At 53.7% G+C, this 15,974-nt stretch carries 17 protein-coding genes and 1 tRNA gene; 12 read left to right on the top strand and 6 right to left on the bottom strand.

Features of this window, described 5'->3' with window-relative positions:
* Position 1: 1 nt before the first annotated feature.
* The 3 genes from P9L94_06045 to uvrA form a co-directional block, all read right to left on the bottom strand.
* Positions 2 to 490 carry a hypothetical protein gene (locus tag P9L94_06045; protein MDP8243622.1) on the bottom strand — a complete coding sequence of 163 codons (489 nt, stop codon included), beginning with the start codon at positions 488 to 490 and terminating at the stop codon, positions 2 to 4.
* A gap of 85 nt (positions 491 to 575) precedes the next feature.
* Positions 576 to 1,304 (bottom strand): ribonuclease PH, encoded by a 729-nt coding sequence (gene rph, locus P9L94_06040; protein ID MDP8243621.1) that lies wholly within the window; start codon positions 1,302 to 1,304, stop codon positions 576 to 578.
* Between the two features lie 330 nt (positions 1,305 to 1,634).
* Complete coding sequence (uvrA, locus tag P9L94_06035) at positions 1,635 to 4,466, bottom strand: excinuclease ABC subunit UvrA (protein ID MDP8243620.1); 2,832 nt, start codon at positions 4,464 to 4,466, stop codon at positions 1,635 to 1,637.
* Positions 4,467 to 4,645: 179 nt separating this feature from the next.
* On the opposite strand from uvrA, the gene P9L94_06030 reads away from it, so the two are divergent.
* From P9L94_06030 to arsM, 5 genes are all read left to right on the top strand, one after another.
* The gene (locus tag P9L94_06030; GenBank protein MDP8243619.1) at positions 4,646 to 5,593 is read left to right on the top strand and encodes a hypothetical protein; all 948 of its coding nucleotides are present in this window, start codon (positions 4,646 to 4,648) and stop codon (positions 5,591 to 5,593) included.
* A gap of 317 nt (positions 5,594 to 5,910) precedes the next feature.
* A complete protein-coding gene (locus tag P9L94_06025; protein MDP8243618.1) occupies positions 5,911 to 6,336 on the top strand; it encodes a metalloregulator ArsR/SmtB family transcription factor in 426 nt (141 codons plus the stop codon).
* Positions 6,337 to 6,569: 233 nt separating this feature from the next.
* Positions 6,570 to 6,935 (top strand): putative zinc-binding protein, encoded by a 366-nt coding sequence (locus P9L94_06020; GenBank protein MDP8243617.1) that lies wholly within the window; start codon positions 6,570 to 6,572, stop codon positions 6,933 to 6,935.
* A gap of 99 nt (positions 6,936 to 7,034) precedes the next feature.
* Positions 7,035 to 7,475 carry an arsenate reductase ArsC gene (locus P9L94_06015; GenBank protein MDP8243616.1) on the top strand — a complete coding sequence of 147 codons (441 nt, stop codon included), beginning with the start codon at positions 7,035 to 7,037 and terminating at the stop codon, positions 7,473 to 7,475.
* Positions 7,476 to 7,519: 44 nt separating this feature from the next.
* Positions 7,520 to 8,401 carry an arsenite methyltransferase gene (gene arsM, locus P9L94_06010; protein MDP8243615.1) on the top strand — a complete coding sequence of 294 codons (882 nt, stop codon included), beginning with the start codon at positions 7,520 to 7,522 and terminating at the stop codon, positions 8,399 to 8,401.
* A gap of 77 nt (positions 8,402 to 8,478) precedes the next feature.
* Here arsM and P9L94_06005 read toward each other — a convergent pair.
* Both P9L94_06005 and P9L94_06000 read right to left on the bottom strand, forming a co-directional pair.
* Positions 8,479 to 8,567, bottom strand: a tRNA-Ser gene (locus tag P9L94_06005).
* 73 nt (positions 8,568 to 8,640) lie between these two features.
* On the bottom strand, positions 8,641 to 9,384 hold the full coding sequence (locus P9L94_06000; protein ID MDP8243614.1) for a class I SAM-dependent methyltransferase: 744 nt from the start codon (positions 9,382 to 9,384) through the stop codon (positions 8,641 to 8,643).
* Between the two features lie 260 nt (positions 9,385 to 9,644).
* Here P9L94_06000 and P9L94_05995 point away from each other — a divergent pair, with 260 nt between their 5' ends.
* Genes P9L94_05995 through P9L94_05965 form a run of 7 tightly spaced genes read left to right on the top strand, consistent with a single transcriptional unit; the run spans position 9,645 to position 14,463 of the window.
* Positions 9,645 to 10,223 carry a sigma-70 family RNA polymerase sigma factor gene (locus tag P9L94_05995; protein ID MDP8243613.1) on the top strand — a complete coding sequence of 193 codons (579 nt, stop codon included), beginning with the start codon at positions 9,645 to 9,647 and terminating at the stop codon, positions 10,221 to 10,223.
* Between the two features lie 12 nt (positions 10,224 to 10,235).
* On the top strand, positions 10,236 to 10,748 hold the full coding sequence (locus P9L94_05990; GenBank protein ID MDP8243612.1) for a zf-HC2 domain-containing protein: 513 nt from the start codon (positions 10,236 to 10,238) through the stop codon (positions 10,746 to 10,748).
* Between the two features lie 19 nt (positions 10,749 to 10,767).
* Entirely contained in the window at positions 10,768 to 11,331 is a 564-nt protein-coding gene (locus P9L94_05985; protein ID MDP8243611.1) for a prepilin-type N-terminal cleavage/methylation domain-containing protein, read from the top strand.
* A gap of 10 nt (positions 11,332 to 11,341) precedes the next feature.
* Positions 11,342 to 12,409, top strand: coding sequence for a type II secretion system F family protein (locus P9L94_05980; protein ID MDP8243610.1), 1,068 nt, complete (start codon positions 11,342 to 11,344; stop codon positions 12,407 to 12,409).
* A 13-nt stretch (positions 12,410 to 12,422) separates the two neighbouring features.
* The gene (locus P9L94_05975; protein ID MDP8243609.1) at positions 12,423 to 13,496 is read left to right on the top strand and encodes a prepilin-type N-terminal cleavage/methylation domain-containing protein; all 1,074 of its coding nucleotides are present in this window, start codon (positions 12,423 to 12,425) and stop codon (positions 13,494 to 13,496) included.
* Positions 13,493 to 13,969, top strand: coding sequence for a type II secretion system protein (locus tag P9L94_05970; GenBank protein MDP8243608.1), 477 nt, complete (start codon positions 13,493 to 13,495; stop codon positions 13,967 to 13,969). The genes P9L94_05975 and P9L94_05970 overlap by 4 nt, the downstream gene beginning before the upstream one ends.
* Positions 13,966 to 14,463 (top strand): hypothetical protein, encoded by a 498-nt coding sequence (locus P9L94_05965; protein ID MDP8243607.1) that lies wholly within the window; start codon positions 13,966 to 13,968, stop codon positions 14,461 to 14,463. Before P9L94_05970 ends, P9L94_05965 begins: the two co-directional genes overlap by 4 nt.
* Before the next feature lie 48 nt (positions 14,464 to 14,511).
* On the opposite strand, the gene P9L94_05960 is transcribed toward P9L94_05965, so the two are convergent.
* On the bottom strand, positions 14,512 to 15,954 hold the full coding sequence (locus P9L94_05960; GenBank protein MDP8243606.1) for a GDSL-type esterase/lipase family protein: 1,443 nt from the start codon (positions 15,952 to 15,954) through the stop codon (positions 14,512 to 14,514).
* Between the last annotated feature and the right edge of the window lie 20 nt (positions 15,955 to 15,974).

The raw sequence follows: 15,974 nt of genomic DNA, 5'->3' as shown, positions 1-15,974 counted from the left end.
ATCAAGCCGCGCTTTCGTCAGCGTCGGCGACTTGTTCCCAATCGGGGTTGTAGGTTTTGATGCGAATTTTGTAGACGGTGTCGATAAATTCTTGTTTGGCTTTCACTGACCCCTGGCTTCCCAATACTCTTAACATTTCAGAAGCCGCCATCTCATCAAACAGCCTCGGCGAGTAGAGGATATTGACGGGCTCGTCCATCGAATAGCGTTTCACCATGTCGGCGAAAGTGCCTTCTTGTTTCGGGTCGAGGTCGAGGCTGCGCATTTCATCTTCAAAGGTTCTAAATTGCTTCCATTTTTTAAATTGATAGGTGCCAAAGACAATCAACATGATAACGGTGACGATGCCGCCTACGACTGAGAGAAGGGTAACCGGGTCCGTTTCGGTGGGCGTCCATGTATTAAACGGCAACTTGCCGTCTTGAGTCTGGGCCAACACGGGGAACCGCTGTATTAAGTCAAGTGTAGAAGATAATGCCCAATCATTCATAGTTGTAGGGTGTCTTAAACGTATTTTGTTACCGGATACCAATAATTATACAAAGTTTTATCGGTTTCGACAAGGAAAATTAATGTTATTCCAAGCATAAAACCTGTTTTTGGCTGGCAAGGATTGTCTGGATGCCGTCATCAGCCAACTGCAACAATGACTGAAGTTGGTCAGAATCAAATGGTTCTTGTTCTGCGGTGCCTTGTAGTTCTACAAATTTTCCAGACGCTGTTTTTACAATATTTAAATCCACATCGGCGCCTGAATCTTCGCGATAATCGAGGTCGAGAAGGGGAACCCCATCGACGATGCCCACGCTTACAGCGGCAAGCATTTCTTTTAAGGGCCATTCTTTGATGAGGTTGTTGGCTTTGAGAAAAGTGAGCGCGTCGTGCAGCGCGACGGCGGCGCCAGTGATTGATGCAGTTCGGGTTCCACCATCGGCCTGAAGCACGTCGCAATCAATGTAGAGGGTACGTTCGCCCAGTTTTTGTAAGTCCATCACGCAGCGCAACGAGCGCCCGATGAGGCGTTGAATTTCTTGCGAGCGTCCGCCCCGGTTGCGGTCGCGGGGGATGCGGTCGCGGGTCGATTTGGGCAGCATGGCGTACTCGGCGGTCAGCCAGCCTTGGCCGGAGCCGTGAATAAACGGCGGGACGCGGTCGTCGATGCTGGCGGTGCAGAGCACGCGGGTTTTGCCGAATGAGACCAAACAAGAGCCTTCGGCGTATTCTAAAAAGTTGCGCTCAAACGATAATTCGCGTAGTTGATTGGCTAGGCGCCCTTTGGCGCGTTCAAATTTCATGTCATTCATTTGTTCTATTTCCTTATTATATTTGCGCGGCTTACTCCCTCTCCCCCTGGGAGAGGGTTGGGGTGAGGGTTGTTGGATGATGCTCATATTGTTCGTTGGGCCTTCACCATCCCTTAATTCAATGTCATTAACTTAAGGGGTGGCATGGGCAAGGCTGAATAAAATGAAGCCAGCCCTTGAAATATTGTTTGAATGTATCGTTTTATTTGTGCTGTTTTGAAATCCCCCCTGGCGCTTTTAGCGCCGTCCCCCCTTAAAAAGGAGGGCTACAAGCCTTAAGTCAATGATATTGCCCTTAAATCTCGCCCCATCTTGGGGTGAGGATTTGATTTATGATTTCTTCGTTGTTTTCTTGCGTCTTGCCTTTTTGGGTTTTAGCATTTTGTCTAAGAACATGCCCGTGTAAGATTTTTTGTTCTTCGCCACGTCTTCGGGCGTGCCTTCGGCGATGATTTCGCCGCCGCCGCCTCCGCCGTCCGGCCCCAGGTCGATGATCCAATCCGCGCATTTGATGACATCGAGGTTGTGCTCAATCACGACCACGGTATTGCCGCGTTCGACCAGTTCGTCAAGCACATGCAATAATTTTTTGATGTCGTGAAAATGCAGTCCGGTGGTGGGTTCATCGAGAATATAAAACGTAGAGCCAGTGTCGCGGCGCGAGAGTTCTTTGGCGAGTTTTACGCGTTGCGCTTCGCCGCCCGATAGCGTTGGCGCGGGCTGGCCCAGGTGGAGATAGTTTAAGCCGACTTGTTTGAGCGTGCTCAAAATGCGCTCAATACGCGGGATGTTCTCGAACAATTCGTATGCTTCCTGCACGGTCATGTCGAGCACGTCGGCGATGGATTTATGGTTGTATTTCACTTGCAGGGTTTCGCGGTTGAAGCGCTTGCCCCGGCAGACTTCACACTCGACGAACACGTCGGGCAGAAAGTGCATCTCGATTTTTTTGTAGCCGTCGCCGTCGCAGGCCTCGCAGCGCCCGCCTTTGACGTTGAATGAAAAGCGCCCCGCTTTGTAGCCGCGCATTTTCGATTCGGGCAATTGGGTGAACATCTGTCGAATTGGATCAAACACTTTGACGTAGGTCGCCGGATTTGAGCGCGGAGTGCGGCTAATCGGCTTCTGGTCAATTTCAATGACCTTGTCGATCAAGTCAACGCCTTGGATGTCTTTGTGGGCGCCGGGGATCGCGTGAGAGTTATGCAGTTTGCGACACAGCGCTTTGAACAAGATTTCGGTAACCAGCGTACTCTTGCCGGAGCCGGAAACGCCCGTCACGCAGACGAATTTGCCTAAAGGAAACTCAACGTCAACGCTTTTGAGGTTGTTCTCAGACGCGCCTCTGACCGCGATCGCTTTACCGGCGCCGTTGCGCCGTTGCGTTGGCAGTTCAATTTTTTCTTTGCCGGAGAGATAGGCGCCCGTTAATGATTTTGGGTTTTTGCGTAGTTCTTTGGGCGTCCCTTCGGCGACGATGTGCCCGCCGTCTAACCCCGCGCCGGGACCGAAGTCAACGATGCGGTCAGCGAAGTCCATCATTTCCTGATCGTGTTCGACCACTAACACGGTGTTGCCCAAGTCGCGCAGGTGCAGCAGGGTGTCGATTAGCTTCTGGTTGTCGCGCTGATGCAGGCCGATGCTTGGCTCATCCAACACATACAACACGCCCACCAGGGCGCTGCCGATCTGGCTGGCGAGACGGATGCGCTGAGCTTCGCCGCCTGACAGCGTTGGCGCCGAGCGGCTCATGGTGAGATACCCCAAGCCGACGTCGTCTAAAAACTTGAGACGGTTGATTATTTCTTTGAGCACCGCGCCCGCGATTTGTTCTTTTTGACCGACGAGTTTCACGTTTTCAAAAAAGGCGCGCGATTCGGCGATGCCCATTTCCGTGACGGCTTGAATGGTTTTGTTTTCAAATTGCGCGACCGATGGATACGGCGCCAGCCGCCCGCCGTCGCAGGCTTCGCAGGGTTTTCGCGTCATGAAGTTCTCCAGCAAATAACTGCGAAAGCCTTCGGACGAGGTGCGTTGATACCAGCGTTCGAGTTCAGGGATAATGCCTTTGTAGCCTTTGGTGCGTTTGCCCTCGCCGCGCAGCATCAATTCTTGTTGGCGCTTGGTAAGATCGCCCCAGGGTTTGGTAAGAGAGATGTTGTGCTTTTCCGCAAAGGGGATGATGCGCTTGCGAACCGCCTTCGCAGAGTAGGAGTCGTTGTCATCCTGAAAGACGTTTTTCCAGGGGGTAATCGCGCCGTCAACGACGGAGCGTTCATGGTCGGGAACGATTAAATCCGGGTCGAGTTCGAGGGTGCGCCCCAGTCCGCTACACGCCGGGCACATACCAATGGGGTGGTTGAACGAAAAATGCTGCGGCGTCAATTCATCGTAAGAGATGCCGCTTTCCAGGCAGACGTTTTTGATGCTGTAGAGGCGCTCTTCTTCATCGGGGATGCTGACGTTCAACACGCCGTCGCCGTGCTCCAATGCGAGTTCGACGGAGTCAGTCAATCGTGACGCAATATCGGGTTTCATCACCAGGCGGTCGATGACGATTTCAATATTATGCGCCAGTTTTTTATCGAGTTTGATTTTATCGTCGAGTTCCATGATGCGTCCATCAACCCGCACCCGGACAAAGCCCTCTTTTTTTGCCAGATCAAATAAATCTTTATATTCGCCTTTGCGCTCGCGTACCTTCGGCGCCAGGATCATAAAGCGGGTTCCCTGTTTGAACGTCATGATCTGGTCGACGATCTGGTCGATGGTTTGCGAGGTGATCGGTTTGCTGCTGACCGGGCAATAGGGCGTCGCGCAGCGGGCGAACAACACGCGCAGGTAATCATAGACTTCGGTGACGGTGCCGACGGTCGAGCGCGGATTTTTGCTGGTGCTTTTTTGTTCGATGGAGATCGCCGGCGACAGGCCTTCGATATAATCGACCTTGGGTTTTTCCATCTGCCCGAGAAACTGGCGCGCATAAGCCGACAGCGACTCGACGTAGCGCCGCTGGCCTTCGGCGTAGATCGTATCGAAAGCGAGCGATGACTTGCCCGATCCGCTCACGCCGGTGAATACCACCAGTTTGTCGCGGGGGATATCAAGATCAATCGACTTTAAATTGTGCTCTTTCGCGCCGCGTACTAATATTTTTTCCATTGGGGGTATCAGCCTCTCTGAGGGTTGGCCGCTGGCGGACTCTTGCGAACGGCTTGCGTATTATAGTATCCTCAAGCAATCAATTAAGGCGCGAACGGACGATTCGGCGAGGATTGTTTGAATTCGGCGGTGCGCATCACAGGGCCTCAGCCTGTGGGCGTGGGGATGGAGCCGGTTTTATGGGCCCTTTGGGCTTTTCGATTTATACAGACATTGCGTTTCCCATCATTGGTTTTCTCATCGCGCGTATCGTTCCCCGCTTGGATGAACGGTCGCTGGCGGCTGTCTGTTTGTTTATTTTTACGCCTGCTGTGATGTTTCGGCTGTCGATGGGGCAGTCGCCCGGTGAACACCAGTTTAGTTTTATCCTCTTTTTTATCTTGTTTCATACGGCGTTGCTGTTCGGCCTGACCAGCCAGTTCTTTACCTGGATCGGCTCCGCCTTGCCGATGAGGCATTTTTATATTGTCAATGTGATGTTGATTGGCTTCTCCGGTCTCAACCAACTCAAACTGTTATGGCCGGATGCGAACCAGGGCGTCCCGGTGGTCAATACGCTGATTTTCTTTCATCTCGTCACCCTGGCGACCTTGGGCATTTATTTGTGCGCCGGGCGTGAACGGCTGCTTGAGCGTTTTTTAGATATATTTAAGACGCCGTTTTTGTATGTGATTGTGGTCGGGCTGGGGTTGAGCATCGCTCATGTTGAATTGCAGTATGAACTTCTGGCTGCGATTGACGACCTGTATACCATGGCGATTCCCGCTGCGCTGATTATCAGCGGCATCGTGTTTGGACGGATGGTGTATTTTGTTCAGATTGACGAATGCTTTGGTTTGCTGCCCGGCATTGGCTTGTGTCTGGTCTTGAAATTATTGATTTCGCCTTTGATTGCCCTGCTGATTGTTAGCCTGATGGGCATCGAAGACCTCTACCTGAAACGCGCCCTGGTGCTCTCATCGGCGGCGCCGACGGGCGTGTACGCCGTGATGTTGGCGGCGTTTTATGGGCGGGCGGCTGAGAAGCGCTTTACGATTTTATGCGTATCGCTGGGCGTTTTGCTCAGTTTCTTGTCGATTCCATTGGTGCAACTCGCGGTCAATTATTATATCCCGATTGGCGAATGATATTTTCAACGGTTCTATGAAAAAGATAGACGGATTTGATTGCCGTATGATAAAATCGCTCGGAGTTGCACTTGCCCCCGTCGCGGCTTATTACCGCTGACCACGAAAGCCGCTCCACCCAATCCCTTGCGGCGTTGCATTTAGTGCGGGTACATCTCTCTTTGCTTCAGTGCGGGCTTTCAAGCCCTTTCGCACAGGCGCTCACAGAGATGCACCCGCACTAAATTTTGTATTTCTCGACCAGAAAGATTCCCCTTGCGTTGAATCTCTTGTGTGTTATTATTTCGTTACATGGCGAATTATAGAAATGAGAAAAGATGAACTTAAAACTGTTGATGCCTATTTTAAAAGCGCTGGCGGATGAAAACCGGGTGCGCATTCTCTTGGCGCTGCGCGGCGGCGAACTGTGCGCCTGCCAGATCATTGAACTGCTGGGGCTGGCGCCGTCGACGGTGTCAAAGCACCTGTCGATTTTGAAGAACGCGGGCTTGGTCGATTCGCGCAAAGACGGCCGCTGGATGTATTTCGAATTAGCGTCCGATGAGAACGCGCCCGCCGCCGGAGCGATTCAATATATTGCGAGCAACATCGAACGCGACGAGCAAGTCAAATTCGACCAGAAGCGTCTCAAGGCGATTCTGAATATCGAACCGGAAACGCTGTGCCGCCGCCAGTCGGAGTCGCGTGAATCGGGCGAGGCGTGCTGCTCAAGCGATAGGCCGACGCTGCAATCTCGAAATTAAGAGAGCCTTTGATGCAAACGAAGGCAGGTCTTACTTTTGAAATCCCCCCTGCCCCCCTTAATAAGGGGGGTGGCGCTGCAAGCGCCGGGGGGATAACAGTAGCGCTTTTTCCGTAAATTCATGGCGTTGGGAGGTTCCCCAGGCTTCGGTCTATTTACTCCATCGCAATGACGTAACAGGCATTTTTTTAGATGAACACGAGCAAACAAAATCATTTTCCGGGGGGGAAGACCATGAACATAACAGTACAACATACGGACAAGCCGATGGTATTCGCGTGTTCGGGGGCGGCGGACGTGGGGGCGATCAGCGATCAGGCGGCGAGGCGGCTAGCAAAAGAAAAAGACGCGCCCATGTGTTGCGTGGCCGCCATTGCGGCGGGCATCCCTGAAATCGAAGAGAAGGCCAAGCAAAGCAGCCAGATCATCGTGATTGACGGTTGCACCAAAGACTGCGCCAAACATATTTTAGCGCAGGCGGGGTTCAATTCATTCACTCATATTCAACTCGAAGACATGGGCATGAAAAAAGGCGAGTCGCCCGCCACCGAAGAGCGCATTAATGAAGTGGTTGATCTCGCCCGAAGGTCATTGGCTTAGACGATCAGGTTTTACATTCTTCTCAAAAGGGCTTGATTTTTGCCCCCCTTATTAAGGGGGGTGGCGCTGCAAGCGCCGGGGGGATCAGGCAATATAAAAATGGATAAATTGAAAATACTGTTTCTTTGCACGGGCAACTCATGCCGTAGCCAAATGGCGGAGGGTTGGGCGCGCCATCTGAAGGCGGACGCATTCGAAGCGTATTCGGCAGGCATTGAAACGCACGAACTGAACCCAAACGCGGTCAAAGTGATGGCCGAGGCGGGCGTCGATATCAGCCGCCAACAGTCAACCAACGTCAGCGAATATCAAGATGTTGAGTTCGAGTATGTGATTACCGTCTGTGGACATGCAGACGAAAATTGCCCGATGTTTCAGGCGAAAACAAAGGTGGTTCACGTCGGTTTTGACGACCCGCCCAAACTCGCCAAAGACGCGGCGAATGAAGACGAGGCGCTGGGGCATTATCGCCGGGTGCGCGACGAGATTCGCGACTTTGTGAACACCCTGCCGGAGCGCCTCCACAATAAAGCACTGTAAGAAATAACAGTTTGAGTCGATGAAAAAGAAGCAAGGAGAATTACATGAGCTCGATTGAACAAACAATCAAACAAGATCAAGTGCGTCAAAAAGTGCGCGATGGTTATGGCGAAATCGCCGCGCAGGAGGGTTCGTGCTGTGGGCCGTCATCCTGCTGCGGTTCGGATGCGGGCGAAGCGGCGACCGAACTCGCGCAAACCGTGGGGTACGATCTCGACGATCTGCAAGCGCTGCCAGACGGCGCCAACATGGGGCTGTCATGCGGAAACCCGGTCGCGCTGGCGTCGCTCAAACCGGGCGAAGTCGTGGTTGATCTCGGTAGCGGCGGCGGTTTTGATATTTTCATCGCTGGGCGCAAAGTCGGTGAGCAAGGCCGCGCCATCGGCGTCGATATGACCCCGCAGATGCTAGCCAAAGCGCGTAAAAATGCGGCCCAGTATCATCAATCCACTGGACTCGATAACGTCGAGTTTCGTTTGGGCGAGATCGAACACCTGCCGCTGGCTGACAACAGCGTCGATGTAATGATTTCCAACTGTGTGATTAACCTCTCGCCCGACAAAGCGCAGGTCTGGCGCGAGATTGCCCGCGTCTTGAAACCGGGCGGACGCGTGGCGGTTTCGGACTTAGCATTGAAAAAAGCGTTGCCGGAACCGGTGCGCGAAAAGGCCGAAGCGCTGATTGGCTGCATCGCTGGCGCGGTGTTGGTCAACGAAACCCAACAGATGGCTGAGACCGCCGGGCTGGGGTGTATTCGCATCGAAGAAAAAGCCGACTACATCGAAAAAATGGTGGATATGAAAGACCCGCTCTACCAGGGCATCAAGCAACATTTCAGTGAAGGCGAGTCGATTAGCGATTATGTGGTCAGCATGAATTTCTCAGCCTCAAAACCCGACCCAAACGCCAAAGGCTGCTGCTGTTAGTTTTCATTCATGGATTAAGAGAGAATGAAAAATCCCCCGAACGGAAACCGCGCGGGGGATTTGCTTTGTAAATAGAACGGAGAGGGTGGGATTCGAACCCACGAAACCCTTTAGAGGTTTACACGATTTCCAGTCGTGCTCCTTCGGCCAGCTCGGACACCTCTCCAGTTTTTTTGTGATCGCAATAACAGCCTTGGATTGTAGCGGAACCCTGCCCGAACGGCAATGAGCGCTTACTCTCAATTGCGTTTTGCAATCAAAAGAACCGATGCGCCGATAGGCAACGAAACTTGACGCAAAAGAAGCCGCTCAGCAGTGAAAATACGGAATAACAAGGCATTGAGCAAGGGCGAAACCGGCTTGACGTCCGATTGGGCCAGGGTTCCCGGGCGAAACAGGCGATTGAATACGCGGGTTCCAAAAATCAGCGGGAACAACAACGTATTAAAATAGGTCGCTTGGACGATCTCAAAGCCTGCCTGTTGCGCTTTTTGGGTCAATTCTCGGCGCGTATAGCGCCTGACGTGCAGCGAGACCTCGTCCTCGCCTCCCCAAAGAATACGGAGCGCGGGGACGGTCGCGATTAGCAGGCCGCCGGGTTTGAGTGCGCGATGTAGTTCGCCCAAGACGCTGGCGTCGTCTTCGATATGCTCCAACACGTCGAAGGTTGCGATGAGGTTATATGATTCGCTGTTGAGGTCGCTGGCGGAACTGATGCGCCGGACGGTTTCTAACCCACGTTTTCGGCAATAATCCAGCGCACCATCAGAGAAATCGACGCCTTCGACGGAGCCGAATTGCCCCAGCGCCTGGGTGAGACCGCCGGTGCCGCAGCCAAAATCGAGTATTTGCCACGGCTGCGACGGGGCCGCGCCTCTGTCGATCATCGCCTGAATGCGTGAAAGGATGATCTCGCGACGCGCCAGAAACCACCAATGGCTTTCTTCATATTCAAAATTGAGTTGATAGGCTTCCGGCTGCATATAGATTCAATTCACGTTTTATTCTGAGTAATCAAGCCAATGTAAACATTATAATTCAGTCATAACAGGCTTCGGCGTGGGTGCAACTCTATGAGCGCCTGTGCAACAGGGCCGAAAGCCCCTTCGGTCGCAATGACATTGACGCCGGAACCCGCCAAACATAACCATTGAATAATTTCTTATTCTACTGGACTAAACCTTATCCTATAGATTACCGTCTTTAATGATCGAACGTGCCAATTGATTTTGGGGAGAACTCAATGCACAGCGATGACGACCTCATCCGGGGAATCAAAGCCCGCGACCCGGGTTCCTTTGAGATTTATGTGCGGCGCTTTCAACGGCGGGTGTATTTTACCGCGCTGCGCATGTTGGGCGACCGCGAAGAAGCGCTCGACGCTTCGCAGGAAGTATTTCTCAAAGTATGGCGGTTCGCGCCGAAACTCAATGTTCAGTTTAATTTGGAACGCTGGACGTATCGCATCGCCATTAACGCGTGCATCGACCGGCTGCGTACGCTGCCCCGCGCGGAAATCAAAGTCGATGAAAAAATCATTGACCTCGCCCGCATCGACCGCAGCGCCGGCCCCGCCGAACGCGCCGCGCAAAGCGAAGACTGGAACGAACTACAGCTCGCGATGGAATCGCTGACGGAAAAACAACGGGCGGTGTTTGTCTTACGCCATTTTCAAAACCTCAAAATGAACGAAATCGCCGAAGCAATGGGGCTGTCAGTCGGGACGGTCAAGGCGACGTTGCATCAAACCCTGAAAAAACTTCGCGGACTGTTATGCGCCGTGAATATCAACCATCAAGCCAACGGCTCGGAAGACCAATAGAAAGGGCGAACCATGCGCTTTACCTGTGACGAAATTCAATCGCGCTGGCCCGAACACCTCTACCGCGAGTTGAGCGAGCCGGAGCAAACCGCATTTGTGCAGCACCTCAACCAATGCGAGTCGTGCCGCGCCGAAGAAGCGCAATGGCGCGGCCTGTTGGGGCGCTTCGACGGTTGGGCGGCGGAGGTCAGCGACGCGCCCCAAGAATTGGTCCCGCGCGTGAAGCGCCAGGTACGGCTGTATGAAGACTGGTCGCGGCAAAACTGGCAGTCGGTGCGCAACTGGGCGGTGGGCGCGGCGGCGGTGTGTGCGCTCGCCCTGGGCGGCGCTTGGGGGTTGGTCAGTCAGATTGACCGCAGCGCGTCCGAATGGGATTCACGCGGCGCGTTCTTCGAGAAGATGTACTCCAAAGAAGCGGTCGATGTCTTTCGCGAACAGGGCGTTCTTCATGAATTCAAGCCGGAAATCGCCGCTGAGTCGAAAGAACCCGACCCCCCGCAAACGCATTTAGAATCGGCATCCTAAGCCGGAAAGGACCTTCGCTATGAAAGATCGAACTCGGTCGAGCGGGTTTACTTTGATTGAATTGATGACGGTGATGGTGATTTTGACCATCCTGGCGTCGATCTCCATGCCTAATTTTCTCAACGCCGTCTCACGGGCGCAAATGGCGCGCGCAATCAGCGACCAGGAACTCATTATGTGGGCGCTGGAAACCTATCACCTAGACAACGACGCCTATCCCCAAAATCGGGTGGCAGGCGCCGCGTCGCCGCCGGATTTGACGCTGCTGACCACGCCGTTCGCCTATTTGTCCTACATCCCGTCCGATGCTTTTCTGATGAGCAATAGCGTGAAGGCGCAAGACCTCATCCGAAAACGCTCGAAATATCTGGGGTATTCGTACATCAATTTTCTCCAGATGAATGATGGCCAGCGCATGCCTCTTTCGCCCTACGGTTATGGCGGCAACGCCAATTATTCGCTGTATAGCGTAAGCCCGCTGATTGAAGAGTCGCAAGTTTGGCCGGTCGGTCAACCCATCACGGTTTATGGCCCCAGCAACGGCGTGATGTCGGCTGGGTTCATCGTAACATTTGGTCCTTAAGGAGCGCAAAATGGCCCGCTATCAATGGGAACATCTCATATTATTTGTCGAACAACTGTCCGCCGCTGCGCGTTTGAACCTTCCGCTCGATAAGGCGATCAGGGTCATGAGCCAGGAGACCTCCGACAAAAACTGGCGCTCGGCGCAAGAAAAAATCGCGGAGTTGGTGCGGCTGGGTTCGCCGTTGTCGGAGGCGCTGGGCAATTATCCGCGTTTCTTTCCGGCGCCGTTGCAGCGCATGGTGAAGGCCGCCGAACAAGGCCAGGCGTTGCCCGCTATGTTGCGCAACTCAGGGCGCTATTTGACCTTCGCCCGCGAGATGCAACACCGCCTGCAAAAGTGCATGATCTATCCGTTTTTGATCTGGACGGTGTTGTTGGTCGATATGGCGGTGGTGATGTTATTGGTCGCGCCCAATTACGAAAAAATCACCGCAATGAGCGGGCAACAGGCGTCGTATGTCGGCCAAACTATAATTCAATACGGTCCCGTGATGGCGACCGTGGTAATGGGGATGTTGTTTTATCTGGCGTGGCTGGTGGTCGGCAGCCTGGGGTCGTTGGCGGAACATCGTTCCGGCGGCTCTTCGTTTGGTGAGACGCTGGCGATGCGCTTGCCGTTTCTCAGCGCGGTTCAGCGCCACGCCAAAGCGGGCGAAGTCTGTGAAATGCTCGGCGTGTTGACGGGAGCGGGGCGCAGCGGACGCGAAGCGGTTGCGATCACCAAGCAGGCGGTCGAAAACCCTGCGCTTCATCAGGCGCTGGATGAGGTTGACGCCGCGATTGCGTCGGGGCAGGATTTCGAGCCGCAAGACCCTCACACGTTAGTCCCGCCCGCGACCTTGTGGATGTTGGCGCAAACCGGCGGCGGCGAAGAACTCGCCGAAACGCTCGAACGCCTGGCGCAACACCATCACCGCCAAATGGATCTGACCGCGAGTTTCGTCCGGGAATTTATGGAGCCAGTCTTGTTGTTGGCGGTCGCCGTCATGGTGACGCTGATGTTGTTGGTGTTTTATTTGCCGCTGGTGAATTTCATTATCCCGTTAATCACGACGACGTTCACCATCACCAGCTAAGGGAGCGCTTCTGATGAATCTCGCTCTACAAAAAACGGAACCGCAAAACACGGAACCGCCCCGCTTCGAGATACGATTGCTGCTTTCGATCTGGTGGATCTTCCAAACGGTTGTATTTGTGATTGCCGGATTATTCATTGCTTATTGTGTGTTCGCGGTGAGCAAAGAAGTGGTGAAATCTTCAGAATCTGCATTTATCGCAGTGATTGCGACGGAGATATTCAGCCTCTTGAGCATTATATTGATGGCGTATTCCATCAAAAACGACCGCCTGGCGCGTATGACCATTTCGCTTTCGTTGGTCGCGTTAATCTTGATCAGCGCCCTGGCGAATGATTTTCAAGAAATTCAACTCACGGCGACAGCGATATTGGCGGTTACGGTCACGGTGTTTCTGGTATTTCAATGCTTACCGAAATTCGCCTTTATCGTAATGATGGGGATGTTCGTTTTGAGTGTTCTCTATCACTTGCTGACTAGTTTAAGTGCGCAATGGATTTTTAATTCAAGTTCTTTTATGTCTCATCATAATTTCTTACAGACGATGCTGCGGTTTATTACATTTACTATGAATCCAGTCATGCTGCTAGTGATTGCGCCTCTGGTCATCGCCTGCGCGTATATTCCCCGCATGGTGACTTGGAGCGATTGGATTTGGCCCGCGTATCGGATCCGCAAACCCATCAAACACAAAACCGCCGAACAAGGATTCACCTTAATCGAACTGCTGATTGTCATCGCGATTATAGGCATCTTGTTCGGGGGTACCTTCTCGGTCTGGACGCAGAACATCGTAGTTCATAAACAACTGATCGACCGCACCCAAATTCACGCCATCCTCCAATCGGAAATGACGGCGCTCAACGGAATGGACGAATTGCCGCCGCCGTCTGATGCGCAGCAGCCGCTGCCGATTGCGTTGGAGGAATTCGGCGCACAGCGCATGAACGGCTATTACACTGTGGCGCAAACCGGCGTCGCGGGTTTGGTTGAGATGCAAGTCCATCTGCTGCAACACCCCGGTCTTCCATCAGAAACCCATTTTCGCCTGATTGCGCGGCGCCAGGCGGCGGAGGCGACGCCATGAAACCGACTCGTGGATTCACATTGCTAGAGCTTGTGATCGTGGTGCTGATATTGACGGTGATGAGCGGCGTGGTGGGGCGCTTGTGGATCGGTATGGAAAAGGTCAACCGCATGGCGAGCACCAATTTGCACCAGGCGAACCAAGGCGAACTGGTGTTGGAGCGGCTGCGTTCTGATATCGAATCCTCCATCCAGGCGCAAACGCCGGACGACGCCTTGCTGGCGCTGACGCAGATCGAAGACGGCTTCCAACAGCGAACGGTGCGCTACGTTATTGAAGACGGCGATCTCGTCCGCGACGTATCGAACGCTTTGCCTGAGACGGTGACGTCGCTAAACGGCGCCCATCTTGCGGTCAGCATCACCGGCGGGATGGTGCGCCTTGAATGGGCCCGCCCCGGCGTGGAGCGGCCCGGGCAGCGCAAAGGGCAGCGGTTGTTGCTGTTGGCGTCGGTGAAGGGAGCGCGGCCATGAAGGCAAAACACAATCAGCGCGGCTTTGCGTTTCTTACGACCGTCTTGGTGATTATCAGCGTATTTCTGATAATGCACATCGGGCTTTCGATGCGCATTCAACAAAAGGCGAACGGCGCCCATCGTGGTTTGGTGAAATTGCAAACCGACTGGCTGGCGGCGTCCACGGTTGAGCAGGCGTTGGCTTCGTTCAACCCAGACGAAGCGCTGCCAGTATCCAGCCAATATGAGGTTGCGTTGTCGCCGTCGTATATCGCCAGCGACCCCACCCGCAGCAAAGGCCCTGACCCGCGCGCATTTACGGCGCAGTGTCTGTATACGGTTGAAGCAGTCGATGCGCCTTTGGATGAGTTGAATCTAAAAACGACCGGGGAAACCATTTTAGTCAGCGCGCGCGTCAAAGCGCCCTATCGCAACTCATTTATTCAAAGCAAAGTAAAAATGCTCTGCGTCCAAAACAATGGCCGCTGGACGGCCCTGCCCATCGTGAAATAATCGCATCCTGCCTGTGCATGATGTGTGTGTTGAATTTACCCGGTCAATTTATTCTTTTCGTGTAATCACGTTTTGCGCGGGCAGGGCGTGTTGTTGAATTACGCTCGCCAGTCGTCGCGCGATGGCGGCGTGTCCTTGCGCATTGGGCAGCGCTTCTGTATCCGGCAGTAGAAATTCCTCAAACGGCGCGGCGCCGAATTCATGGATCACCGTCCTCTCATTGACGGCGTTCGCCCAGTGGATTTCGGGCAGGCGATAGTAAAAGGCGTGGTTCTTCTCATCGTTCAGCGCGTCGTTTTTCTGGTCGCTCCATGCTCCTTCTTTGAGCGTCGGCGTAAAGGCGTAATCAATCGGTCGGGCGGGTGGCGAGTCGGTGGTTAGCGTCCAGACCGAATCGAGAGGGCGTTCGTCGCCATGAGTTCCATCATCATATAACTGCACGCGGCCTGGAACGCCGCCGCCCAGCCAATCGTTTGGACCGACAATCGAGAATCCCTTAACCTTAAATTTGCCCGGCGGCGCATAGAGCCGAAAGGTGACGCGAGGCGTTTCATTAAAAGCGGTTTCGGTGCGTTTGGCTGGCGCGACGTTTAGGTTGGCGGCGCGTTCACGTTCGCTGCGGCCTCCCACGTTGTCAAACATAGAGCGGGCGTCCATATAGGCGGCGCCCATGTCTTGCGCCAATGTTTGTAAGGGTTTTTCCGTGCGGTAATTCAATAAATTGAGGTTCGCCAAAATGACCGAACCGCCGTCTTGCTTGTGGTGTTGGATGATCGCGGAGAGGTTGGCGGTCATCTCATCATTGGAAACGCGCTCCACCCATTCGTCGGATTGCAATCGGGTGGTGTAGAGCGATTGAACTTGTTGGAGCGCGGCGTTTTGCTTGCGCGTATTTCGCCAGTGTACCAACGCGCTGAAACGGTCGAGTAGGCCGGGCTGTTTGCCGGTCCCGGCTTGTTCGAGCGGGGCGTACCATTCGGCGTCCGAGACGCGGGCTTCGAAGCCGTCGTAGAGGCCGAAGGCGAGCACCAGAACGTCGGGGTCAAAGTTATGCACCAGCCATTCGTATTGCTTCAAGGTTTGATAAGACGTGAACCCCGGTGCGCCGAAGTTGAGCGTTTCGACTTTCGGCCCATCGTCTTGGTTGAGAAGCGCGCCTAACTGAGCGGCGAAGGTTTTGTCTTGCGAAACGCCCCATCCATACGTGGTCGAGTCGCCCATCAAAGCAATGCGCACGATGTCTGGGGACTTTTTGATTTGAACCTCGCCCGCTCTCATGCCAAAGTGGTTGAGCGTCGATTCTGATGTTGTTAGAAGGGGCAAGTTGGGGTTCAACGCGCCGACCTGCTGTGGAGCCAGGAAGTCCACATATTGCTCCAACGTGGGAGGATGGACCGGCGGCGCGGCGTCGAATAGAAAAATTCGCAAGCAAAAATCAACAGAAATGACCAGCGCAAGCAAAAATAAAACAAAAGGAAGTCGTCTGTACATAAGCCTCATATCTCGAAACG

Origin of the sequence: Candidatus Hinthialibacter antarcticus, assembly GCA_030765645.1 — a bacterium.
In the GTDB taxonomy this organism is placed as follows: Bacteria; Hinthialibacterota; Hinthialibacteria; order Hinthialibacterales; family Hinthialibacteraceae; genus Hinthialibacter; species Hinthialibacter antarcticus.
The sequence above is the reverse complement of the archived record's forward strand: the minus strand, read 5'-3'. Positions and strand labels throughout refer to the sequence as shown.